This is a genomic window from Streptomyces sp. NPDC111628, assembly GCF_055635195.1.
Genome location: NZ_JBVKBZ010000005.1, coordinates 117,723 through 139,689, shown reverse-complemented (window position 1 = coordinate 139,689; position 21,967 = coordinate 117,723). Strand labels below are relative to the sequence as shown.

19 protein-coding genes and 2 tRNA genes are annotated in these 21,967 nt (G+C 72.9%); 11 read left to right on the top strand and 10 right to left on the bottom strand.

What is annotated here, in order from left to right; genetic code table 11:
- Window positions 1-790: 790 nt before the first annotated feature.
- Window positions 791-1,534 (top strand): DUF4232 domain-containing protein, encoded by a 744-nt coding sequence (locus ACZ7MF_RS26465; RefSeq protein ID WP_471480309.1) that lies wholly within the window; start codon window positions 791-793, stop codon window positions 1,532-1,534.
- Here the strand turns inward: ACZ7MF_RS26465 and ACZ7MF_RS26460 are convergent.
- Together ACZ7MF_RS26460 and ACZ7MF_RS26455 are read right to left on the bottom strand one after the other, a co-directional pair.
- Window positions 1,501-1,980 (bottom strand): hypothetical protein, encoded by a 480-nt coding sequence (locus tag ACZ7MF_RS26460; protein ID WP_471480307.1) that lies wholly within the window; start codon window positions 1,978-1,980, stop codon window positions 1,501-1,503. The two genes, ACZ7MF_RS26465 and ACZ7MF_RS26460, sit on opposite strands and share 34 nt — an antisense overlap.
- Before the next feature lie 210 nt (window positions 1,981-2,190).
- Window positions 2,191-3,066, bottom strand: a complete 876-nt coding sequence (locus ACZ7MF_RS26455; protein WP_471480305.1) for a bifunctional DNA primase/polymerase — start codon at window positions 3,064-3,066, stop codon at window positions 2,191-2,193.
- 364 nt (window positions 3,067-3,430) lie between these two features.
- Between ACZ7MF_RS26455 and ACZ7MF_RS26450 the strand changes: the two genes are divergently transcribed.
- The 3 genes from ACZ7MF_RS26450 (at window position 3,431) to ACZ7MF_RS26440 (ending at window position 6,462) form a co-directional block, all read left to right on the top strand.
- The gene (locus tag ACZ7MF_RS26450) at window positions 3,431-3,757 is read left to right on the top strand and encodes a hypothetical protein (RefSeq protein ID WP_115743170.1); all 327 of its coding nucleotides are present in this window, start codon (window positions 3,431-3,433) and stop codon (window positions 3,755-3,757) included.
- Between the two features lie 294 nt (window positions 3,758-4,051).
- Window positions 4,052-4,657: a SigE family RNA polymerase sigma factor gene (locus tag ACZ7MF_RS26445; protein ID WP_471480302.1), complete on the top strand. Its 606-nt coding sequence runs from the start codon at window positions 4,052-4,054 to the stop codon at window positions 4,655-4,657.
- A gap of 128 nt (window positions 4,658-4,785) precedes the next feature.
- Window positions 4,786-6,462 (top strand): long-chain fatty acid--CoA ligase, encoded by a 1,677-nt coding sequence (locus tag ACZ7MF_RS26440; protein ID WP_471480300.1) that lies wholly within the window; start codon window positions 4,786-4,788, stop codon window positions 6,460-6,462.
- Between the two features lie 70 nt (window positions 6,463-6,532).
- On the opposite strand, the gene ACZ7MF_RS26435 is transcribed toward ACZ7MF_RS26440, so the two are convergent.
- On the bottom strand, window positions 6,533-7,843 hold the full coding sequence (locus ACZ7MF_RS26435) for an MFS transporter (RefSeq protein ID WP_471480298.1): 1,311 nt from the start codon (window positions 7,841-7,843) through the stop codon (window positions 6,533-6,535).
- A gap of 134 nt (window positions 7,844-7,977) precedes the next feature.
- On the opposite strand from ACZ7MF_RS26435, the gene ACZ7MF_RS26430 reads away from it, so the two are divergent.
- A complete protein-coding gene (locus ACZ7MF_RS26430) occupies window positions 7,978-8,556 on the top strand; it encodes a TetR/AcrR family transcriptional regulator (protein ID WP_471480296.1) in 579 nt (192 codons plus the stop codon).
- Window positions 8,557-8,659: 103 nt separating this feature from the next.
- On the opposite strand, the gene ACZ7MF_RS26425 is transcribed toward ACZ7MF_RS26430, so the two are convergent.
- The 3 genes from ACZ7MF_RS26425 to ACZ7MF_RS26415 all read right to left on the bottom strand — a co-directional run bounded on the left by ACZ7MF_RS26425 (window position 8,660) and on the right by ACZ7MF_RS26415 (window position 15,131).
- A complete protein-coding gene (locus ACZ7MF_RS26425; RefSeq protein WP_471480294.1) occupies window positions 8,660-13,045 on the bottom strand; it encodes a hybrid sensor histidine kinase/response regulator in 4,386 nt (1,461 codons plus the stop codon).
- Between the two features lie 176 nt (window positions 13,046-13,221).
- Window positions 13,222-14,475, bottom strand: a complete 1,254-nt coding sequence (locus ACZ7MF_RS26420; protein WP_471480292.1) for an RNA-guided endonuclease InsQ/TnpB family protein — start codon at window positions 14,473-14,475, stop codon at window positions 13,222-13,224.
- 194 nt (window positions 14,476-14,669) lie between these two features.
- A complete protein-coding gene (locus tag ACZ7MF_RS26415) occupies window positions 14,670-15,131 on the bottom strand; it encodes an SSI family serine proteinase inhibitor (protein WP_471480290.1) in 462 nt (153 codons plus the stop codon).
- Window positions 15,132-15,312: 181 nt separating this feature from the next.
- On the opposite strand from ACZ7MF_RS26415, the gene ACZ7MF_RS26410 reads away from it, so the two are divergent.
- The 3 genes from ACZ7MF_RS26410 to ACZ7MF_RS26400 all read left to right on the top strand — a co-directional run bounded on the left by ACZ7MF_RS26410 (window position 15,313) and on the right by ACZ7MF_RS26400 (window position 16,172).
- Window positions 15,313-15,403, top strand: a tRNA-Ser gene (locus ACZ7MF_RS26410).
- Between the two features lie 191 nt (window positions 15,404-15,594).
- Window positions 15,595-15,667 (top strand) — tRNA-Arg (locus ACZ7MF_RS26405).
- A gap of 4 nt (window positions 15,668-15,671) precedes the next feature.
- Complete coding sequence (locus ACZ7MF_RS26400; protein WP_471480288.1) at window positions 15,672-16,172, top strand: DUF6234 family protein; 501 nt, start codon at window positions 15,672-15,674, stop codon at window positions 16,170-16,172.
- On the opposite strand, the gene ACZ7MF_RS26395 is transcribed toward ACZ7MF_RS26400, so the two are convergent.
- Window positions 16,165-16,599 (bottom strand): DUF6010 family protein, encoded by a 435-nt coding sequence (locus tag ACZ7MF_RS26395; RefSeq protein ID WP_471480286.1) that lies wholly within the window; start codon window positions 16,597-16,599, stop codon window positions 16,165-16,167. The two genes, ACZ7MF_RS26400 and ACZ7MF_RS26395, sit on opposite strands and share 8 nt — an antisense overlap.
- 242 nt (window positions 16,600-16,841) lie before the next feature.
- On the opposite strand from ACZ7MF_RS26395, the gene ACZ7MF_RS26390 reads away from it, so the two are divergent.
- Window positions 16,842-18,329, top strand: a complete 1,488-nt coding sequence (locus ACZ7MF_RS26390) for a peptidoglycan D,D-transpeptidase FtsI family protein (protein WP_471480284.1) — start codon at window positions 16,842-16,844, stop codon at window positions 18,327-18,329.
- 22 nt (window positions 18,330-18,351) lie between these two features.
- Here ACZ7MF_RS26390 and ACZ7MF_RS26385 read toward each other — a convergent pair whose 3' ends face one another.
- Complete coding sequence (locus ACZ7MF_RS26385) at window positions 18,352-18,711, bottom strand: winged helix-turn-helix transcriptional regulator (RefSeq protein ID WP_356867329.1); 360 nt, start codon at window positions 18,709-18,711, stop codon at window positions 18,352-18,354.
- Between the two features lie 106 nt (window positions 18,712-18,817).
- Between ACZ7MF_RS26385 and ACZ7MF_RS26380 the strand changes: the two genes are divergently transcribed.
- Both ACZ7MF_RS26380 and ACZ7MF_RS26375 read left to right on the top strand, forming a co-directional pair.
- Window positions 18,818-19,699, top strand: a complete 882-nt coding sequence (locus tag ACZ7MF_RS26380; protein ID WP_471480282.1) for a DUF2797 domain-containing protein — start codon at window positions 18,818-18,820, stop codon at window positions 19,697-19,699.
- Between the two features lie 96 nt (window positions 19,700-19,795).
- Complete coding sequence (locus tag ACZ7MF_RS26375; protein ID WP_471480280.1) at window positions 19,796-20,704, top strand: amidohydrolase family protein; 909 nt, start codon at window positions 19,796-19,798, stop codon at window positions 20,702-20,704.
- 9 nt (window positions 20,705-20,713) lie between these two features.
- Here the strand turns inward: ACZ7MF_RS26375 and ACZ7MF_RS26370 are convergent, their stop codons facing one another.
- Window positions 20,714-21,421 carry a metal-dependent transcriptional regulator gene (locus ACZ7MF_RS26370; protein ID WP_471480279.1) on the bottom strand — a complete coding sequence of 236 codons (708 nt, stop codon included), beginning with the start codon at window positions 21,419-21,421 and terminating at the stop codon, window positions 20,714-20,716.
- 8 nt (window positions 21,422-21,429) lie between these two features.
- Window positions 21,430-21,963, bottom strand: a complete 534-nt coding sequence (locus ACZ7MF_RS26365) for a YbhB/YbcL family Raf kinase inhibitor-like protein (RefSeq protein ID WP_471480278.1) — start codon at window positions 21,961-21,963, stop codon at window positions 21,430-21,432.
- Window positions 21,964-21,967: the final 4 nt, after the last annotated feature.

The window sequence follows — 21,967 nt, the reverse complement described above, 5'->3', positions numbered from 1 at the left end:
GGATATCGTTGGGTGAGTGTCAGGCGGTGGAAAGACGCGCCGTTTCGTGGGGTATCAGCCTGCTGACGCCGGCGATCCGCTCATCGGAACTGCTATGGCTGGAGCGTTTGCCTTCAGGTAAATGCGGCGAGTACAGCGAGAGGTACGAACCGGGGGCAGGGGCACGTATCGGGCACGACGGCGAGGCCGACGGCCTGGACGAGTAGCAGACCCGCCTCTGAACTGCGGCAGAGTGGAGAACGGGCCCAACCCCCGAATGGTCTTGAAAAACGTGGTGGCGCAAGTCACCGTGGGTTCAAATCCCACACCCACCGCGGCGTTTGACGGCCCCTGACCAGGCGTTGTGGTCAGGGGCCGTTGTCGTTCCGGTTGTGACAGGGCTGTGACCGGAGGTGTGGCTTCCGCCACGGCCGGGGTGGGGCGGGGCTGGTGGGGTGGGGCGATGCGAATTCCCCCGTTCCGCACGGCGTTGGCGGTCTCCGGTGTTCTTGTGGCCGGTCTTGTGTTGGGTGGCTGCGGTACTCAGACCGCCGGCTCCGCGGCAGGAGGTGGCGGGGAGACGAAGGGGCCGTGTGCGGGCGGTGCCACCGCCGACGGGGCTTCGGGCGGTGCGGTCGGCGCCGGTGCCGAGCGGGACGGGGTCCGGGTCGTCGGGACCGTGGAGCGGGCCGGTGCCGGGGCGAGTGCGTCTCCCAGTGGGCCGGCGAGTCGGAGGCCCGGGGTGTCGGTCACGGCGGACAGTCTGCAGGGGGTTGGGGGAGCGGCCGGGCCGTGTGCCGTGCAGTACGACGTGACCAACCCGGAGGATGAGCCCTTCACGTACACCGTCACCTTCTCCCTGATGGACGAGCAGGGCCGGGCGATGTCGAACGTCAGGGAGACGGTGGCCTCCGTGGGGGCGGGGAAGACCGTGCGAAGGACGCTCGAGCACGGTGGGTACCCGGGCGGCGAGGTGCTCGACGCCGGGCGGGTGCGGATTCTCGACGTGGAGCGGGTGCCCTCCGACGAGGCGCCGGCGCCCGCGAGTTCCTGTCCGGCGTCCGGGCTGCGGCTGACCGCCGACCAGGGCGACGCGGCGATGGGACTGCGTGTCGTGGGGCTGCACCTGGAGAACTGCGGGAGCCGGCCGTACTCCCTGGAGGGTTATCCGGCGCTCCAGTTGCTGGACGCCGAGCACCAGCCGGTGGAGGGCATCGAGATCCTGCGCGGTACCGACGGCATCCCGATGGCGGGCGGGGGCGAGGGGCCGCCGCGGCCGGTGACGCTGCGGCCCGGTGAGTCCGCCGTGTCGGGGCTGGCCTGGCGCAACACCACCGAGTTCGGCGAGGCGGTGACCGTGCCCTACGTCAGGGTCCGGGCCGAGGCCGGTTCCGACCCGGTGATGGTCGCCCCGCACCTCGACCTCGGCACCACCGGCGAGCTGGGGGTCCGGCCGTGGGAGAAGGACGAGACGGGGGCGGGAAAGGGGACGGGGGAGAGTGGGAGCGGACGGCCGGGGGCTCAGGGGCCGTACGGGAGGCCTTCCAGCTCGTAGTCCTGTGCCAAGGACGTCCAGTCGACCTCCCGCAGGGCGGGGTCGGTGTCGTACGGGTCCGGGACTCGGGTCGTCGGCTGGAACCAGATGACGGTCAGGCCGGAGCGGTGGGCGACGGGGTCCTTGGCCGGGGCCAGGGGCATGGAGGAGAAACGGCCGACGCAGGCCACGCGCGGGAGCGTCTCGACGGGGCCGAGGGCGCCCGCGTACTGGTCCGGGTACTCGCGCGGCGGCGGGATCAGGTGTACCGGCACGGTGGGGGACATTCCGGCGGCGGTGTGCAGGAGTGCCCGGATGCGCAGGTCGTTCACGGGGCGGCACGGGTAGCTCGCCGGCATGTCGCCGTAGGTCGGGGTCAGGCGCAGTTCGGTCAGCTCGACGCTGCGGCCGCCGGACAGGACGATCCGGGTCAGCGACAGGGTCGGCACTCTGGGGCGGTCGTGCATCGGGGTCTTTCGGTTGCGTGCCGGTGAGGGTGCGTGGAGTGCGGAGTGCGGAGTGCGGAGTGCGGAGTGCGGAGTGGGGAGTGGGGAGTGGGGAGTGGGGCGCTGCGCAGGGGTGGGTGCTCGGTTTCCGTCCGGCCGGGTGCCGCCGGGCCGCGCCCACTGGGCGGTTTCAGACGGGTCGTTCCGGCCGGTTCCGCCGGGTCGTTGCCGTCAGGGGTGCCGGCCCGTCATGCGGGCCGCCGACGCGATCGTGGCGCGGGCCTCGCGTTCGGTCAGGCCGGTGGCCCGGGCGGCGTCCAGCAAGGGGGCGAGGAGGGCCGCGCCGACGCCGTTCTCGTAGGCGCGGCAGGCCGCCCAGAAGAGGCGGGTGTTGCGCTGGCCCTCGTGGGCGGCGAGGACGAACTGGACGAGGCCGCGCCCGTCGCCTGCCGATTCGCCGTCGGCACGCCGTACGGGGGGCGGGAGCAGCAGGCGCAGGAGCGCGGGCGGGCAGGGTGCGGGCCTGAGGTGGGACGTGCCGGGGGCGATCGTGTAGGCGCCGTGGCGGGTGCGGGAGCCGGGGCCGACGAGGTAGCCGCCGGCGCCCCGGATGTCGATGCCGGGGGCGAGACGTCCGGCCGAGTTGGGGACGACGTGGTCCGGCGGGCCGGTCAGCCAGAGGTGGCGGCCTCCGCTGGGGGTGAGGACGACGACCGTGGGCGGGATCGTGAACAGGTGGCGCAGGGCCAGTTCGCGCAGGGCGGTGGAGGAGTCCGTCTGCGCCACCGCCGACTTCGTGTCCAGGTCGACGCCGATCAGGTGGTGCGGCGGCAGGCCGCAGGCGATGCCGTAGCCCGTGGCCCACGGGGCGGCGGCGAACAGTGCGCGGACGCGGTCCGGATCGGTGGAGGCGTCGTGGACACCGTGGCCGAAGCGGCCGCACTCGCCGCGGCAGGCGAAGGGCTCGGAGGCCGGGGCGTCGCGGTGAGGGGAGCGCAGCGCCGGGAGCTTCGTCCGGGCCAGCGGGATGACGGCCAGTCCGCGTTCCGCGGCTGACAGGGCGTGTGCGAGGGCCAGTGTCGTGGCCCGCCGGTCGGTGGTGGCCATGGGTCTATGTTCGTACGTATGTTCGAGAAAGGGAAGGGTGGGGGGTGCGACACGCCGGGGAGGGGGCGGTGTGGGGAGAAAGTGGCGGAACGCTTCACCTCTTGTGGGGCTTGAGGTGGAGTCGTCCGTGCTGTCCCGGGGTGGGGAGGAAGGGAAGCAAAGGGGTTTATCGACTTGTCCTCACGCTTGAGGGCGAATCAGGGCTTCCGGGGTGGTTCGCCGGGGATTCGGTGGGCAATTCTGATCACGCGACGTCGTGCACAGCGTCGAGGCGGTCGGCCAACTGCCTTGGCACAAGCCCTAGGTCACGTACTTCTCGCGTTGTCGGCTGGAAGCCGGTGCGCACTTGTTCTGGAGGAACAACATGGCAAGCATCCGTACCGCCCGTGTCGTCGCCGCCGTCGCCGCCCTTCCGCTCGCCGCCGCTCTCTTCGGCGGGGTGGCGACGGCGGACAACGGCGCCTTCGCGGACGACGGATCGAACGCGACCGCCGCCAGCGCCTCCGCGGGCATCATCGGCAGCGGCGTCGGCGACGACAACAACGGCAACTCGTCCACCACGCAGCAGCAGGCGGTCGGCTCGGGGGCCTCGAACCAGAGCAACACCGCGCAGGTCGACGGCTCCGCCTTCACGTCGATCAACCAGGGCAACGACAACGTGGCCGTCACCTTCTCCCCGCTGTGGTGGTGAGCTGAGGGGCCGGCGCGGGTGCGCTGCCGCGCCGGCCCCTCGGGTCCTTGCGGGTGTGCTTCATGGGGTCGCAGTGCGTCCGGGCGACGGTACTCCGGTACCGTCGCCCGGACGTTTTCGTGTCCGCTTCATCTCCGCCTCGTGCGAACCCCCAGGGGTCAACCCGCAGTACCCCTCCTCCCCCACTCCACCTACAGGAGGTGGGGCCAACACCACCCCTACAACCTGAGGCGGACTCGGCTTCGGGACCTGCGGCCGATCCGCCGGGTGCCCCCTCGCTCATAGCGTTGAGCCATGACCACACCCGTCTGCACCAGCGCTTCGAACGCCGCCACAGCCATGGCGCCGGCCACGGCGAGGGCCACCGCACCGGCCGCGGCCACGGCAAGGACGCAGACCTTCCCGTACCCGTCGTTCTCGTCGTACGTGAAGGCACGCCAGCCGGTGCTGCTGCGTACCGCCCGGTCGCTCACCGCGAACCCGAGCGACGCGGAGGACCTGCTGCAGACCGCGCTCACCAAGACGTACGTGGCCTGGGAGCGCATCGAGGACCATCGCGCCCTGGACGGCTACGTGCGCCGGGCGCTGCTGAACACCCGGACCTCGCAGTGGCGCAAGCGCAAGGTCGACGAGTTCGCCTGCGACGAGCTGCCCGAGCCGGAGCCCGTGTCCGGCGGCGACGACCCGGCGGAGCGGCAGGCCCTGCACGACGCGATGTGGCGGGCGATCATGAAGCTGCCCGCCCGGCAGCGCGCGATGGTCGTCCTCAGGTACTACGAGGACCTCAGCGAGGCCCGTACGGCCGAAGTGCTCGGAGTTTCCGTGGGTACCGTGAAGTCGGCCGTCTCCCGGGCCCTCGGCAAGCTCCGCGAGGACCCTGAGCTGGGGTTCGTGCGGTAATGAACCGGTATGTGAACACCCGGTGGGATCGCGTATTCGGCCCCGCCCACTGATCGATCACCCGGGACTAGTGACATACCGCGCGGTATGTGCGCAGAATCAGCGCAACCCTTACCGCCGCGTAGGCAATGTCGCCCCGGGAGGACACCGTGCTGAGCACGATGCAGGACGTACCGCTGCTGATATCGAGGATCCTGACCCACGGGTCGACCATCCACGGCAGCTCGCAGGTGACCACCTGGACCGGTGAGGACGAGCCGCACCGCCGCTCCTTCGCCGAGATCGGTGCCCGTGCCGCCCAGCTGGCGCACGCCCTGCGCGAGGACCTCGCCGTCGGCGACGACGAACGCGTGGCGACCCTCATGTGGAACAACGCCGAGCACGTCGAGGCCTACTTCGCGATCCCCTCCATGGGCGCGGTCCTCCACACCCTCAATCTCCGCCTCCCGCCGGAGCAGCTGGCCTGGATCGTGAACCACGCCGCCGACCGTGTCGTGCTCGCCAACGGTTCGCTGCTGCCGCTGCTCGCCCCGCTGCTGCCGCACCTGAAGACGGTCGAGCACGTCGTCGTCTCCGGGCCGGGCGACCGCTCGCTGCTGGACGGGGCCGCCGTCCGGGTGCACGAGTACGAGGACCTGATCGCCGGGAAGCCGACCGCCTACGACTGGCCCGAGCTGGACGAGCGGGCCGCGGCCGCCATGTGCTACACCTCCGGCACCACCGGCGACCCCAAGGGCGTGGTCTACAGCCACCGCTCCATCTACCTGCACTCCATGCAGGTCAACATGGCCCAGTCGATGGGCCTGACCGACCAGGACACGTCGCTGGTCGTGGTCCCGCAGTTCCACGTCAACGCCTGGGGACTGCCGCACGCCACCTTCATGACCGGCGTGAACATGCTGATGCCGGACCGCTTCCTCCAGCCCGCGCCCCTCGCCGCGATGATCGAGGGCGAGCGGCCGACGCACGCCGCCGCCGTCCCCACCATCTGGCAGGGCCTGCTCGCCGAGCTGACGGCCAGGCCCCGCGACGTCTCCTCCCTCACCCAGGTCACCATCGGCGGCTCGGCCTGTCCGCCCTCCCTCATGGAGGCGTTCGACGCGCTCGGCATGCGGGTCTGCCACGCCTGGGGCATGACGGAGACCTCGCCGCTCGGCACCATCGCCCGGCCGCCGGCCCACGTGGTCGGGACGCCGGAGGAGTTCGCCTACCGCCTCACGCAGGGGCGTTTCCCGGCCGGTGTGGAGGCCCGGCTCACCGGTCCCGGCGGCGAGCGCCTGCCCTGGGACGGCGAGTCCGCCGGTGAGCTGGAGGTGCGGGGCAACTGGATCGCCGGTGCCTACTACAACGGCCCCGGGGCCGATCCGCTGCGTCCCGACGACAAGTTCAGCGAGGACGGCTGGCTGAAGACGGGCGACGTCGGCACGATCTCCCCGGACGGCTTCCTCACCCTCACCGACCGGGCCAAGGACGTCATCAAGTCCGGCGGCGAGTGGATCTCCTCGGTCGAGCTGGAGAACGCGCTGATGGCCCATCCGGACGTCGCCGAGGCCGCCGTCGTCGCCGTACCGGACGACAAGTGGGGCGAGCGCCCGCTGGCCACCGTCGTCCTCAGGGAGGGCGCCAGCACCGACTTCGCCGCCCTGCGCACCTTCCTCGCCGAGGACGGCAAGATCGCCAAGTGGCAGCTGCCGGAGCGCTGGACGGTCATCGAGACGGTGCCGAAGACGAGCGTCGGCAAGTTCGACAAGAAGGTGCTGCGCAGGCAGTACGCCGACGGCGGTCTCGACGTCACCCGGCTCTGACCCCCGCCGGTACTCCCCGCCGGGCGCGGACCCTCACGGCCCCCGCCCGGCGTACGTCCGCAGCCCGCCCTCACCGCGTACCGCGTACGGCCGTGGCCGCCCACCCCAGCACCAGCCAGGCCCCCGCCACCGCGCACACGCCGCCCCAGCCCCAGTGGCCGAACGCGGGCCCCGCGAGGGCCGAGGCCAGCGCGCCGCCCGCGAAGCCGGCGACGACGTACGCCGTGTTGGCGGTGGCCGGGGCCGAGGTCGTGGTGAGGGCCAGGGTCTGGTTGGCGACGTGCGAGGCGACCAGGGCGGCGTGCACCAGAACGGCCGCCGCGCACAGCGCCGCCATCACCTGCCCGCCCAGCCAGAACAGCGGCACCGAGAGCGCGGCCAGTACGTACGCGGACCGTACGACCTTGGCGGCGCCGAACCGGTCGACCAGACCCCCGGCGAGCGGCGCGACCACGCTCGCCGCCAGTCCGAACAGGCCGAACAGCCCGGCCGCGGCGGTGGTCATCCCGTACCCCTCGTCCTCCGTGAGCAGCAGCGCGAGCGAGGTCCACAGGGCGCTCCAGGCCCCGTACATCCCCGCCTGGCGCACGCACGCCCGCCACAGGTCGGGCGAGCGGCGCACCACGCCCGGTATCGCGACGAGCCCCGCGAACAGCGGGCCCCGCCGCTGCCGCCGCTCCACGGGCAGGATGTACGCGGTCGCCAGCCCCAGTACGGCGGTGAGGACGGCGGCGCCCACGAACACCGCCCGCCAGCCGAAGGCCTGCCCGGCGAGACCGCCGAGCACCCGGGCGGCGACGACGCCGGTGAACAGGCCCGCGATGACGGCGGCGACGTGCCGGGCCCGGCGGTCGGCCGGGGCGCGCTCGGCGACCAGCGGGACGAGCAGCTGCGGTACGACGGTCGCGGCCGAGGCGACCAGGACGGCGCCCGCGAGCGCGCCCGTCCCGGCCGACGCGGCGGCGGCGAGCAGGGCGGCGGTGGCGACCAGCGAGAGGGCGGCGACCAGGCGGCGCCGGTTCACACGGTCCCCGAGCGGGGCGAAGAAGAGCAGGCCGGCCGCGTACCCCAGCTGCGCGACCGAGGCGAGCCAGGCGACCGCCGACGGGGTGGAGCCCATGTCGTGGGCGATGAGGGGGAGCAGCGGCGCCGCGAGGTAGATGTTGGCGGCCGTCACGGCGGTGCACAGGGCGATCAGGGGGAGGAAGAGCCGGGCGGCGGCGCCGGACGGCCCGTTCCCGGCCCGCGTGGAGGTGGAGGGGGTGGTGGAGATGGACGTGGGAGTGGACCCGGGAATGGACGTGGGAGTGGACCCGGGAATGGACGTGGGAGTGGACGTGGGAGTGGACCTGGCGGTGGGAGTGGACGGCGATGACGGCATGGGGGGAGCGACTCCTTCGGGCGCACGCTTGTAACTAACTGGTTGGTTGGAAATAACTCCGGGAGTCCGGCCCACATTCCCGAGCGGGCCAACCAAATAGTTGGTTACCTGTTCCGCCCCGCTACCCTTGCCCCATGGCAGCAAGGGACCCCGAGGCCACCAAGGCCCGGATCTTCGAGGCGGCGGTGGCGGAGTTCGCCCGCCACGGCATCGCCGGCGCGCGCATCGACCGCATCGCGGCCGAGGCCAAGGCCAACAAGCAGCTGATCTACGCCTACTACGGCAACAAGGGCGAGCTGTTCGCGTCCGTCCTCGAGAAGAAGATGCTCGACCTCGCGATCTCCGTCCCCGTCGACCCGGACGACATCGAGGGCTGGATCGACCGCCTCCTCGACTACCACGCCGCCCACCCCGAGCTGCTGCGCCTCCTCTTCTGGGAAGGCATGGAGGACGACACCGCCGAGCTGCCCCACGAGACCGAACGCCAGGCCCACTACGCCCGCAAGGTCGCCGCCCTGCGGGACGGCCAGGAGCGCGGTGTGGTCACCGACGCCATCCCGGCGCCCGACCTCCTGTTCCTGCTGGTCGCGATGGCCAACTGGGCGGTCGTCGTGCCGCAGATGAAACGCATGCTGGTCGGCGGCGAGGACGACGACGCGGACCGCCTGCGTGACTCGATCAAGAAGGCGGCCCGCCGCATCTTCGACCCGTGATGCGGAGGGTGCCGTCGGCCGGAATCGCCGAGGGCACCATCAGTCGGTCAGTCGGTCAGTCGGTCAGTCGGTCAGCCGGTCAGTCGGTCAGCCGGTCAGTTGGTCAGTTGGTCCCGATCCGTGAGAGCAGCTCGACGATCCGGGACTGCACCTCGCCGCTGGTGGAACGCTCCGCCAGGAACAGCACCGTCTCGCCGGAGGCGAGGCGCGGCAGGTCGTCCTGGTCGACGGCGGCGGTGTAGACGACCAGCGGGGTGCGGTTGAGCTGCCCGTTGGCGCGCAGCCAGTCGACGATCCCGGCGGACCCCTCCTGACGCCGCTGCACCCGCATCAGGTCCATCACGACCAGGTTCGGCCGGAACTGCCCCGCCAGCGTGACCGCGTCGGCGTCGCCGGCCGCCCGCGCCACCTGCATCCCACGCCGCTCCAGCGTCGAGGTCAGCGCCAGCGCGATCTCCGCGTGCTCCTCGATCAGCAGGACGCGCGGCGGATGCTGCTCGCTGTCCCGGGGCGCGAGCGCCTTCAGCAGGACGGCCGGATCGGCACCGTAGGCGGCGTCCCGCGAGGCCTGTCCGAGCCCGGCCGTGACCAGCACCGGCACCTCGGCCGCCACCGCCGCCTGCCGCAGCGACTGGAGCGCCGTACGCGTGATCGGCCCGGTCAGCGGGTCCACGAACAGCGCGGCCGGGAACGCCGCGATCTGCGCGTCGACCTCCTCGCGCGAGTTCACGATCACCGGCCGGTAGCCGCGGTCGCTGAGCGCCTGCTGCGTGGAGACGTCCGGCGCGGGCCACACCAGCAGCCGACGCGGATTGTCCAGCGGCTCGGGCGGCAGCTCGTCGTCCATCGGCTGCGGGCGCGGCGGGTCGGCCACCTCGACGGCACCGCCGGGCCCGTCCAGCGGTTCGGGTCCCTCGGCGGCGTTCCGGTCCGGCGCCCCTATGGCGTACGACCGTCCGGCGCCCTCGGTGACCGGCGCGAGCCGTCCCTGACCGGCCAGGGACGGCTGATCCTGGGACTGCCTCGGGGGCTGCGGCTGAGCCTGCTTCTTCGGCTGCGCGCCCGGCGGCTGCTCGGCGGGCGCGTGCGGGCGGGCCGACGGCGCCGTCCCGCCGGCCGCCGGGTCGGGCGGCGTGCCCAGCTTGCGGCGCCGGCCGCCGCCGCCCGGCTGGTGCGGGGCGGGGGTGGCCGACGGCTGCTGCACCTGGACCGCCTGCCGGTTGAACGGCACTCCCTGGCCCAGGGTCCGCACGCTGATCGCCCGTCCCTGCGTCGAGTTCGGGTCGACGGGCGCGGAAGCCTCGGCGGGCAGCGGCTGCGCCGCGCGAGGGGCGGGCGCGTTCTCGGGCGGCAGCGGGGTGCCCCGGCTCGGCGTGGAGACGGGAACGCCCTGCGGGGCGGCAGGGGCGGCAGGCGCCCCCGGCGCAGGAGGTGCCGCGGGCGTGGTCGCCGCGCCGGGCGGCACGGGGGAGCCGGGCGCTACGGGGGTACCGGCGCCCTGGGTGTCCGCGGCGGCGGGCCACGGCTGCGGCGCGGGTGCGGGCTGTCCCGGGGCGGCGGGCCCCGCGGTGTCGGGGCGCCCGGTGTCGGCGCCGGACTCGGCGGGCCGGGGTGCCTGTGCCTCGGCGCGGGCGGCGGCCGGGGCGGGCACGGGGGCGCCATGCACCGGCGGCGCTCCGTGCACCGGCGGCGCCCCTTGCGCCGGGATGCTCTGTGCGGGCGCAGTCTGCGACTGGCGCTGGCCCTGGCCCGGCACCGGTTCGTCGGCCGGTCGGGTGGCCCCGGCCCGTCGGCGGCGTCCCGTGGGCGCCTCGGCCGGGTGGGGCTGCGGCGGCGTGTGGTCCTCGGACTGGTCGTGCGGTACGGCGTCGTGACGGCCCTCGTCGGGCACGGCGTCACCGGGAGCGGCGGGTCCGGGCACCCGGACCCGACCGGGCTGAACCTGCCCCGGTTCCTGAACCTGTCCCTGAGCCTCCGCCGCCCCCTCGGAAGGACGGTCGGCGTCGGCGTCCGCGTCGGCGGGCGGCAGGGCGAACACCTGGCGCGGAGCGGCCTCCTGCGCCGCGGCGCGCTCGTTGGCGGAGGCCAGGGCACGGCGTCGGCGCCCCGTCGGCCGGTCGGTGTTCGCCGGGTCTGCCGGGTCCGCCGGGTCCGACTCACCGGCCTGCGCGGGCAGCGCCGGAGGCAGCGCGTGCTGCTCACCGCCGTCCTGCCCGGCCAGGCGTCCGGTGGGCGCGGGCACGCCCTGCGGCGGTACGGTCCCGCCCAGGCCGGTGTTGGACGCCGCGGCCCCTCCGCCGTGCTCGCCGGCCATGACAACGGCACCCTCGGACACCCCGCCGAGCGCTGCCTGGGGCACCCCGGCGGCCTCGGCGCCCGAACCCTCCGCGGGCCGACCACGCCGACGCCCGGTACCACCACCGGTCCCGGCACCCGCGCCGGGCCCCGCCTGCGCGGGCACGGGCAGCGGAGCCGGTACGTCGCCCGGGCCCTGGCCCTGCACCTGAGCGCTGGTCTCAGCCCCGGCCCCGGTCTGGTCCTCGACCTGGGCTTGGGCCGCACGCCGCCTGCGCCGCCCGGTCGGTGCGGAGTTCTCCGCCTCGGGTCCGGCACCGGCACCGACGCCGCCCGGCGCCCCGGCGACCTCGCTCTCCAGGAACGCGTCGACGGAGGCCCGGCGCGCCCGCCGCCGCCCGCCCCCGGGAGCAGGTTCGCGAACGGCCACGGTGCCCTGTGCGCCCACGCCACCGGCCGAGTCGGCCTGGGCGTCCAGCACGGCAGGGGCGAGCTGCGCGAGCTCGGCACCCTGGGCGGTGACGGCGCCCGCCCCGCCGCCGATCGGCACCTCCAGCACGAACGCACTGCCGCTCATGCCCGGCACGTCGTGCGTCTGCAGCACACCACCGTGCGCCCGCACGATCCCGCGCACGATCGGCTCGTGCACCGGGTCTCCCCCGGCGTACGGCCCGCGTACCTCGATGCGCACGACCTCGCCGCGCTGCGCCGCCGCGACCACGACGGTGTTGTCCAGGTAGCCGCCCGTCGCCGACACGGGCGAGTTGCCGGTGGCGTCGACACCGGCGACGTCCGCGACGAGGTGGGCCAGCGCGGTGGCCAGCAGCCGGGGATCGACCTCGGCCTCGATGGGCGGCGCGTGCACGGCGAACTGCACCCGCCCCGGGCCGATCAGCTCCACGGCCCCGTCGACACCCGCGGCGACGACGGCGTCGAGCATCACCTTCGTACGGGCGACCTGTTCGTTGCCCACGTCCAGGCGCTGGTAGCCGAGGACGTTGTCGATGAGGGTGGTGATGCGCGAGTAGCCGGCCGACAGGTGGTGCAGCACCTGGTTGGCCTCGGGCCACAACTGCCCGGCGTCGTCCGAGGCCAGCGCGGCCAGCTCCCGGCGCAGCTCGTCCAGCGGCCCGCGCAGTGAGTCGCCGAGGAGGGTGAGCAGCTGCTCGTGCCGCCCGGCGATCGCCTCGTAGCGGTCCTTCTCCCGCTCACCGAGGGCGGCGTAGCGGTCGGCGTCCGCGGCGATCTCCTCCGCGTGCTGCTCCCGCAGCTCCTCCAGCTCGGCGACGTGCCGCTGCCGCAGCCCGGTCAGCTCGGCGGCGTGCTCCTCGGCGAGCCGCTCCAGTTCCTCGGCGTGCCGCCGCTCCGCATCCTCGTGCTCCTTGACGAGGGCGTCGTAGGGGCGCCGGTCGGTGAAGGTCATCACGGCGCCGACGAGCTGGTCGCCGTCGCGCACGGGCGCGGTCGTCAGGTCGACCGGCAGCTGGTCCCCGCTCTTGGCGAACACCACCTGCCCGCGCACCCGGTGCTTGCGCCCGGAACGCAGCGTGTCGGCGAGCGGGGACTCGTCGTACGGGAAGGGCGAGCCGTCGGCGCGCGAGTGCAGGACCAGGGTGTGCAGCTCGCGCCCGCCGAGTTCACCGGCCCGGTAGCCCAGGATCTGGGCGGCGGCCGGGTTGACGAGGACGATCCGCCCGTCGGTGTCGGTGCCGACGACGCCCTCGGAGGCGGCCCGCAGGATCATCTCGGTCTGCCGCTGCGAACGGGCCAGCTCGGCCTCGGTGTCGACGGTGCCGGAGAGGTCGCGGACGACGAGCATCAGCAGCTCGTCGCCGGTGTAGCCGTAGGTGTCGTAGGCCTGCTGGCCGGTCTCCAGGTTGGCGCTGGTGACCTCGACGGGGAACTCGGAGCCGTCGGTGCGCCGCGCGACCATCCGCGTCGGCTTGGTGCGCGCCCGCGGATCGATGTGGTCGGGGCGCCGCATGGAGCCCGGGATCAGCCGCGAGTCGAACTGCGGCAGCAGATCAAGCAGGCCCCGCCCGACCAGCGCGGTGCCCGGCGTCTCGAACGCCTCCAGCGCGATGGTGTTCGCGTTGACCACGGTGCCGTTGGCGTTGACCAGGACCAACGCGTCCGGCAGCGCGTCCAGTATGGCTGCGAGGCGAGCAGCGCCTCGGGATGGCCTGCTGCTCACGAGACGCTTCCCTCCTGTTACCGCACTTGCCGACCGCCTGGGCCATCTTGCCAATCGGCCCGCAGCGTGTCACGCGAGGGAGTCTAAGGGTTGGGGCCCCTCGGGCGCCGTGGGATGGGACGGAGGTCGCACGAGGAATTGAATCCTCCCCTCCCTGAAGGGAGGGGATTCCTGGCTCAGGCTGCCTCCTGGAGCGGCGCTCCAGGAGGTCTTCCACCATCGGCACCAGCCGGGTTGAGACCAGCCCGGACGAGCATGACGCGTGCGGAGTTCTTGTCCCGGGGGGCTGTGGTTCCGCAGGCGGTGCAAGTGTAAGTGCGTTCACCCAGCGGCAGGGCGTGCTTGGCTCTCGCTCCGCACTGCGCGCAGTCCATCGTGGTGTAGGCGGGGTGGACCAGGCGGATGTCCCGCCCGTGTTTGCGTCCCATCTCGATCAGGGCGGCCTTGGTGGCGCCGATGGCGGCGTCCGCGGCCTTGCGGGCCATCGTGGACCGGGCCAGGAACTTCGGCCGGAAGTCCTCGACCGCGACGGCATCGTGGTCGCGGACGACTCTCTTGGCCCACTTGCGGCCGGTGTCCGCACGCTGCCGGGCGACCTTCTTGAACGCCTTCGCCCGCAGCCTCTTCGCCGTCCGGTAACCCCTCGACGCGGACGTCCCTTTCCTCGTCCTGCGGCGGGCCATCATCCGGTCGTACCGGGTGAGCTTCTCCTTCGCCTTCCCACCGTGCGAGGGGTGCGGCAGGTCGTGCGCGTCGGACGTGGTCGTCGCCGTCTCCCGCACGCCCCAGTCGACACCGAGGACGCGGCCGGTCGTGGGCAGGGGCTGGACCTGGGCGGGGACGACGAAGGAGCAGTACCAGTGCCCGAGGCTGTCCTGATACACGCGTACCGAGGACGGCTCGTCGGGCAGCTCCCGCGACCGCACCACGTTCAAAACGATGCCGCCCGCCAGGTGCAGCCGGCCGTCCTTCAGCCGGAAACCGCGCCGGGTGTAGTTCAGGGTCGCCAACGCCTCGCGGCGGGTCTTCCACGTCGGCATCCCGGCCCGGCGCCCCACGGGCAGGCCCTTGATGATGCCCTGCTGGGCTTTGGCGCGGGAGCGGCCGAAGTCGCGGATGATCTGCTGCTGGGGTACCGACGAGCCCTCCCGCAGCCACGGCGTACGGGCGCGGGCCTCGGTCAGCATCCTGTCGAGCTGGGCTGGGCCGCACGTGGCCTTCTCGCCGGTCGTCCTGTTGTGCAGGTGCACCGCCCTGGACTTGGCGATGCACTCGTTCCACAGCCAACGACACCGGCCCCACTCCGCCGCCAGCTGGGCACGAGCCGCGGACGACACCCGCAACCGGTACGTGTACCGGGCATGACCGACCTTCTCACCCGCCCCCACCTGCGCCACCTCGCACCCCCTCACGGCCTGTGGCCAGGACATCCTGCCGTCCCGAACCCTGCAAAGGACCATACGTACGACAACCGCACACACACCCACCAATCCCGCAACCGCCACCCCGATCAGCGATCTCAGGCACGCGTGTTCGCTTCCTCGGCGTGAAGGCCAGAACCTCCTCGCAGGAATCAGGTGACGTAGAACGTGTGACTGTGCCCGTCGGCCGCCGTCCGCCGCCCCTAGGACCGGGCCGCGCCCCCGAGGTCGGGCAGCAGCGGCACCATGCGGTCCCAGCGGGAGATCTCGCAGCCGTCGCGGCGGTCGTACGTCGCGTCGACGGGGCGTCCGGCCCACGTGCCGGTGACGCGCGCGGTGGCGGGGCCGCCGTACTGCATGGTGCAGACGGTGCCCTCGGGCACCGGCGCGAAGGTGTCCCGGCCCCACCGGGTGTCGCCCTCGACGACGGCGCAGGCGCCCTCGGGGTCGGGATGGTCGCCGGCGGCCGGGTGGCAGGACAGCTCGTACGTGCCGTCCATGCCCGCGCCGGCGTCGCGGACGGTGACCGTGAGGTGGTCACCCTCCGGAGCGGCGGGACCGGCGGCCGCGGCCGAGGGCGCGGCGCAGACGGAGGCGAGGGCGGCGGCGGACAGGGCGGCGGCGCCGAGGAGGCGGGCGGCGGGGGTGCGGGTCACCTGGAACATGACCTGACCAACGCGCCGGCCGCCCGGACGTTGCGCGACGGCCCGGTGGACTACGCCGTAAGGGCTTTGCTCTGTGGCCTGCCCGCCTAGTACCGTAGGGGTCGATTGGTGACAGCGCGCTCAACTGTGTCATCATCGGCACGCGCCACTCGCGCTCGCCCGCGAGACGGTGATGTTGTCTGGAGGCGTCGCCTAGTCCGGTCTATGGCGCCGCACTGCTAATGCGGTTTGGGTCTTAAAGCCCATCGAGGGTTCAAATCCCTCCGCCTCCGCACGATCACCGAAGCCCCGGCCCACACGGCCGGGGCTTCTGTGTTGTCGGCAGCCCACAACCGGTATTTCCCCAGGTCACAAGGGGTGCGGCCAATGGATTTCACATGACGGCGGCAGTCATGTAATGTTCTTCCTGTCGCCGCGAACGGGCCGGAAGGAACGGTAGCGGCGGTAAAACTGAACAAGACAAGCACTCGTAGCTTAACGGATAGAGCATCTGACTACGGATCAGAAGGTTGCAGGTTCGAATCCTGCCGAGTGCACAGAATGGTCGGAAGCCCCGTGGTTCACTCCACGGGGCTTCCGCTTTTCCTGAGGCAGTTGCCGTTGGGGACCCTGCCTGTTGCTCCGCCGGCGTTCGACGCCACCGTCGGCGGTGGACGTCGGCGCCGTGCGGATCTTGGTGCCGATATCGGGGCCGGGTGCGGTCTCGTGCTCCTGGAGTTGATCGCCTTGGTGGTGATCTTCGGGCTCTGGTTCCTGTCCGGGTTCAGCCTCGACCCGGCGGAGAGCGCCGCGCCCGACCCCCTGTGGAACTATCTGGCCGCCGTCGGCGGAGTCGGGGTCCTCGCCGGGGTGGCGGCGGTGGTCGCCGTGCGGGCCGGGGCCGTGGTGACGGTGGTCGGGCAGGGCGTCATGGTCGGCCTGGTCTGCGTCGTCGTCTTCGGGGGCGTGGCGCTTCAGGCCCACCAGGACCAGCGGTGCCGTGACTTGCCGTCGGCGGCGGGCTGCACGGAGAGCGATCGGGGTGCGCGGCCCCTCACGTGACGGCTCGCCGCCGCGGAACGCCCCGGCCTCCCGGGAGGAGTTCGCGCAGGGACGGGCCGCCGCGCAGGCACCACAGGGCGATGACCGGGTCGCAGATCGCGCAGCCCAGGGACGAGTCGTGGGCGAAGGGGAGGATCGGGTTGCCCTTCAGATGGTGGACGACGTCCCACGCGGTGTGCAGCAGCCAGCCGATGCCGATGAACGTCCAGGACGTGAGGCCCCGGTAGGCGACGTAGAGCATGAGCGCGCCGAACGGGAGCTCCCAGGCGCCCAGGCCGCCGCCCGAGAAGTAGACGCCCCCGGCCCCGGCGATCCCGAGGGCGTTCAGGGGGCGGCGGTGCGGGTCCGGGACGAGGGACAGCAGCAGGACGACGAGGAGGCCGATGCCGATCGGCATGACGTAGGGGAGGAGGCCGGCGGGGTTCATGGGGGCACGCTATGCAGGGCACGGGGGGTGTCCCAGGGGCGTGAGTGACAGGTTCCGACGGATTGTCGCCGACGGGGCCCGATGGCCATGAGCCCGGGAGTTGGGCGACACGGCCGGTGCGGTGGCCGACCGGACGTGAGTACGGTGCGCAACTTTGTCTAGGGTGTGCGCATGTTGAGAGGACCAGTCTTCATATCCGACCGGACGATATCCGACCGGCCGAGCCTCGACGGAGGCCCACGGTGAACAAGCCGCTGAGGGCCGTGGCGATCTTCTGCGGGCTGCTGGTGCTCGGCCTGCTGATCCGCGCGAACTGGCTGCAGTACGTCCGGGCCCCCGAACTGGCCTCCGACACCAAGAACCGGCGGGTGCAGATCGAGCAGTTCGCGACCCCGCGCGGCGACATCGTCGTCGGCGGCCGGGCGGTCACCGGCTCCAAGGAGACCGAGAGCACCGACCTCAAGTACAAGCGCACCTACGCCGACGGTCCGATGTACGCGCCGGTGACCGGATACGCCTCGCAGGCGCAGGGCATGACGCTGCTGGAGAAGACCTACGACTCCATTCTCACCGGCAAGGACGACCGGCTGGCCTTCCAGCGGTTCGCCGACGTGGTCAGCGGTGAGGGGCGGCGGCCCGGTTCGGTGGTCACCACCATCGACCCGAAGGCGCAGAAGGCCGCCTGGGACGGGCTGACCGACCTGAAGGGCGCCCGGGGGGCCGTGGTCGCGCTCGACCCGCAGACCGGCAAGGTGCTGGCGATGGTCTCGGCGCCCTCCTACGACCCGTCGACGTTCGCCGGCAGCACCTTCAAGGAGTCCGACCGCTTCGTCGCGCTGGACAAGAAGAAGAACAAGCCGCTGGCCAACCGCGCGCTGCGGGAGACCTACCCGCCGGGCTCCACCTTCAAGATCCTCACCGCGGCCGCCGCGCTGGAGCACGGCATCGTCACCGACGTCGACGCCCGCACGGACGCCGTCTCCCCCTACCCGCTGCCGCAGTCCACCAACAAGATCGGCAGCGAGGCCGGTGACGCGGTCTGCAACAAGGCCTCGATGAAGACCGCCATGCAGTACTCCTGCAACAACGTCTTCCTCGACGCCGCCTCCAAGCTGGGGCAGGACCAGATGCGCGAGACGGCCGAGAAGTTCGGCTTCAACGAGGACGTGTACTCCGACGAGTTCGGCGACCTGCTCGCCGCCAAGAGCCTCTACCCCGAGGACCTCGACAAGCCCGGCACCGCGCTCACCGGCATGGGACAGGGCAGCCTCACCAGTACGCCGATGCAGATGGCCATGGTCACCGCCGGAATCGCCAACGACGGAAAGGTGATGCAGCCCTACGTCGTCGACGAGGTCAAGGGCCCGGACCTGGACACCCTGGAGAAGACCGAGCCGGCGGTGATGAGCGAGGCGGTCTCCGCCGAGACCGCGCAGAAGGTCCAGGAGATGATGGAGTTCACCGCCAAGGAGGGCAGCGCCCGCCGCGCCCAGATCGACGGCATCACGGTCGGCGGCAAGACCGGTACCGCCCAGCGCGGTGTCGACGTCAACGACGAGGTGCCGTACGGCTGGTTCGTGTCCTACGGCAAGAAGGACGACGGGTCCTCCGTCGCGGTGGCCGTGTTCATCGACCCGACGGACATGGACATCTCCCGCGAGGACATCTCCGGTGGCGGGCTCGGTGCGCCCATCGCCAAGAGCGTCATGAAGGCGGTCCTGAAGTCGTGACCCCGTCGGGGGCGGCGACGCGTCACACCCTGTCCGCGTCGTACGCCCCCCGGGCCCGCTCGACCGCCGCCATCCGCCGCTCCGTCCAGCGCGCGAGGTCCCGGACCTGTTCGGCGGCCTCGCGGCCGAGGCCGGTGAGGGAGTAGTCCACGCGGGGCGGGATCACCGGCTTGGCGTCCCGGTGGACCAGGCCGTCGCGCTCCAGCGTCCGCAGGGTCTGGGCCAGCATCTTCTCGCTGACCGAGCCGATCTCCCGGCGCAGTTCACTGAAGCGGTGGGGGCGGTCGAGCAGCGCGATCAGGGCCAGGGTGCCCCAGCGGCTGGTGACGTGCTCCAAGAGCAGGCGCTCGGGGCACATCGCTTCACTTTCGGCCATGGTCATACGGTACGTCCGGGCGGGCGCTCACCATGAGTGAGTGCCCGCCCGGACGTCGTTGCCGGGTCCGGTCACCGGCCGTTGTCAGTGGTGCCCTCTACTGTCGGTGGGGATGGCACAGGCGTGGAAGTGCGCGGGGCTGCGGTGGGCGGCGGACGGTCCCGTGCTGACGTGGGTCGGGGGCCGGCGCAGTGTGCCGGCCCGGGGGAGGCGGGTGGCCTTCCAGGTCGTCGAAGGGGGTGTGCGGACATGTGTGGGAGCACGGGGACACGCGTGTCCGGTACGGGCCGGCGTACCGGCGCGGAGTACGGGGGCGCGGTGCGAGGAGTGCGCACGGCTGGACCGGGCCCACTCCGTGGCCGCCGACACCATGGCGGACGATCCGCGGCCGTACCGGGTCTATCTGGCGTGGTTCGGTCCGGGCCTGGTCAAGGTGGGGATCACCGCATACGAACGGGGGTCCGCCCGGCTGCTCGAGCAGGGGGCCGTGTGCTTCAGCTGGCTGGGGTGCGGTCCGCTGATGTCCGCGCGCCGGACCGAGGAGCTGCTGCGGGCGGCGCTGGGCGTGCCCGACCGCATCCCGTACGCCCACAAGCGCGCGGTGCGGGCCGCCCTGCCCGAGTCGGCGGCGGAGCGGGCGGCCGAGATCGCCGGGCTGCACGCGCGGGCGGTGGCGCTCGGCGGCTGGCCGGAGGCGCTGACGCCGGAGCCGTTCCGGGGCGTGGACCACGCGGGCGTCTTCGGGATCGCGGGCGCGGAGCGCGGGCCGGCCGCCGTGGCGGAGGTGGCCGAGCTGGTGGCGGGCGGGGCGATCGGGGGTGAGCTGGTGGCGGCCGCCGGGCCGGATCTTCATCTGGCGACGGAGCGCGGGGTCGTCGTGCTCGACACCCGGCTGATGACGGGGTGGGAGCTGGTGTCCGCCGAGGGCGAGCCGTGCGCCGTGCCCCTGCGCGAGCTCAAGCGAGCGGCGGGGGTGCAGGACCGGCTGTTCTGACCTCGTCGCCCCGGCGTCCCCTTCTTGTCCCCTCCCCTCCCCTTCTTGTCCCCTCGCCCCCTTGTCCAGGTGGGCTCGGGACGCGATCGTGGCCGCATGAGTGATCACGAAGTCGGGCAGGTCCGCCGGTTCTGGGAGGGGCTCGGGCTGCCCGGGCTGGTCGACGTGCACACGCACTTCATGCCCGAGCGGGTGCTGCGCAAGGTCTGGGCCTACTTCGACGCCCTCGGGCCGCTGACCGGCGGGGTCGAGTGGCCGATCACCTACCGGCAGGAGGAGGACGAACGCGCGGAGCTGCTGCGCGCGTTCGGGGTGCGGGCCTTCACCGCCATGCTCTATCCGCACAAGGCGGGCATGGCCCAGTGGCTGAACGACTGGGCGGTGGACTTCGCCCGTCGCACGCCCGACTGCCTGCACACCTCCACCCTCTTCCCCGAACCGGGCGTCGAGACGTACGTGCGCCGGGCCGTCGAGGCGGGGGCGCGGGTCTTCAAGGCGCATGTGCAGGTGGGGGCGTACGACCCGGCCGACGAGCTGCTCGACCCGGCGTGGGGCGTGCTCGCCGAGGCGGGCGTGCCGGTCGTCGTCCACTGCGGTTCGGGCCCGGCGCCCGGCAAGCACACCGGACCCGAGCCGATCGCCCGGGTCCTGGCACGCCACCCCCGGCTGCGGCTGGTCGTCGCACACCTCGGGATGCCCGAGTACGAGGACTTCCTGGACCTCGCCGAGCGGTACGGGGAGGTGCGGCTGGACACGACCATGGCGTTCACCGACTTCAGCGAGCGTCTCGCGCCCTTCCCGCGCCGGGCGCTGCCCAGGCTGGCGGACCTCGGCGACCGCGTCCTGCTCGGCACCGACTTCCCCAACATCCCGTATTCCTACCTGCATCAACTGCACGCCCTGGAGCGGCTGGAGCTGGGAGACGCGTGGCTGCGCGGGGTGTGCCACGACAACGCGGCCCGGCTGTTCGGGCTGCCGGGGAGCCAGGAGGGCCAGGGCAGCTGAGGTGCGGGCTCAGAGCGGGGCGACGAAGACGTGCGCGGCGGTCCGCGCGGGGAGCCGGGTGCTTCCCTCGCCGCTGGCGACCGTCACGCCGCCGGGCCACGGCGTGACGCTCACGAGCGCTCCCGGCAGCACCCCGGCCCGCCGCAGTGCGGACAGCAGCCCGCGGTCGGCCTGGACCGGCTCCCCGATGCGCCGGACGACTGCGCTCACGCCGTCCGGCCCGGGGAGCAGGTCGCCGAGGCTGACCGTGCTCCCGGCAGGGGCGGGGGCGGACGGGCGCGGGGCCGCGGGGTTCGCCCCGCCCAGCTCCTCCAGGCCCGGGATCGGGTTGCCGTAGGGCGACTCGGTCGGGTGCCGCAGCAGGCGCAGGAGACGGCGTTCGACGGCCTCGCTCATCACGTGCTCCCAGCGGCAAGCCTCGGCGTGGACCTGCTCCCACTCCAGGCCGATCACGTCGACGAGCAGGCACTCCGCGAGCCGGTGCTTGCGCATCACGCGTGTCGCCAGCCGCCTGCCCGTGTCGGTCAGTTCCAGCTGCCGGTCGGCGGCGATCCGCAGCAGGCCGTCGCGTTCCATGCGGGCGACGGTCTGGCTCACGGTGGGGCCGCTCTGTTCCAGGTGCTCGGCGATGCGGGCGCGCAGCGGGACCACGCCCTCCTCCTCGAGTTCCAGGACGGTGCGGAGGTACATCTCCGTGGTGTCGATGAGCCTGGACACGCGGTGGGTCAGGCGGGGGTCTCGGCGGTGGCGGTCAGGACCGCGCGGCCGAGGATGTGCCCGGCCATGGTGAAGCCGAGGACGGCCGGGGTGGCGTCGGCCGGGACGCCGATGGACTCGACGTCCAGGGCGTGCACCACCACGAAGTACCGGTGCGGGCCGTGCCCGGCCGGCGGGGCGGCGCCGAGGTAGCGGGCGGCACGGGCGTCGTTGGGGAGCTGGAAGGCGCCCTCGGGCAGACCCGAGCCGGTGTCGTCGCCGGCGCCCTCGGCCAGCTCGGTGACGGCGGCCGGGAAGTCGGCGACCGCCCAGTGCCAGAACCCGGACCCGGTGGGGGCGTCGGGGTCGTAGACGGTGACGGCGTAGCTCCGGGTGCCCTCCGGCGCACCGCTCCACGACAGCTGCGGGGAGACGTCCTTGCCGCCGGGGACGCCGGAGGAGTGCTGCGCGGACGGCCAGGCGGCGCCGTCGGTGACGGTGGTGCTGGTGAGGGTGAAGGAGGCCGCCTCGGGGAGGCGGGCGAACGGGTTGTTGGCGCTCATCACG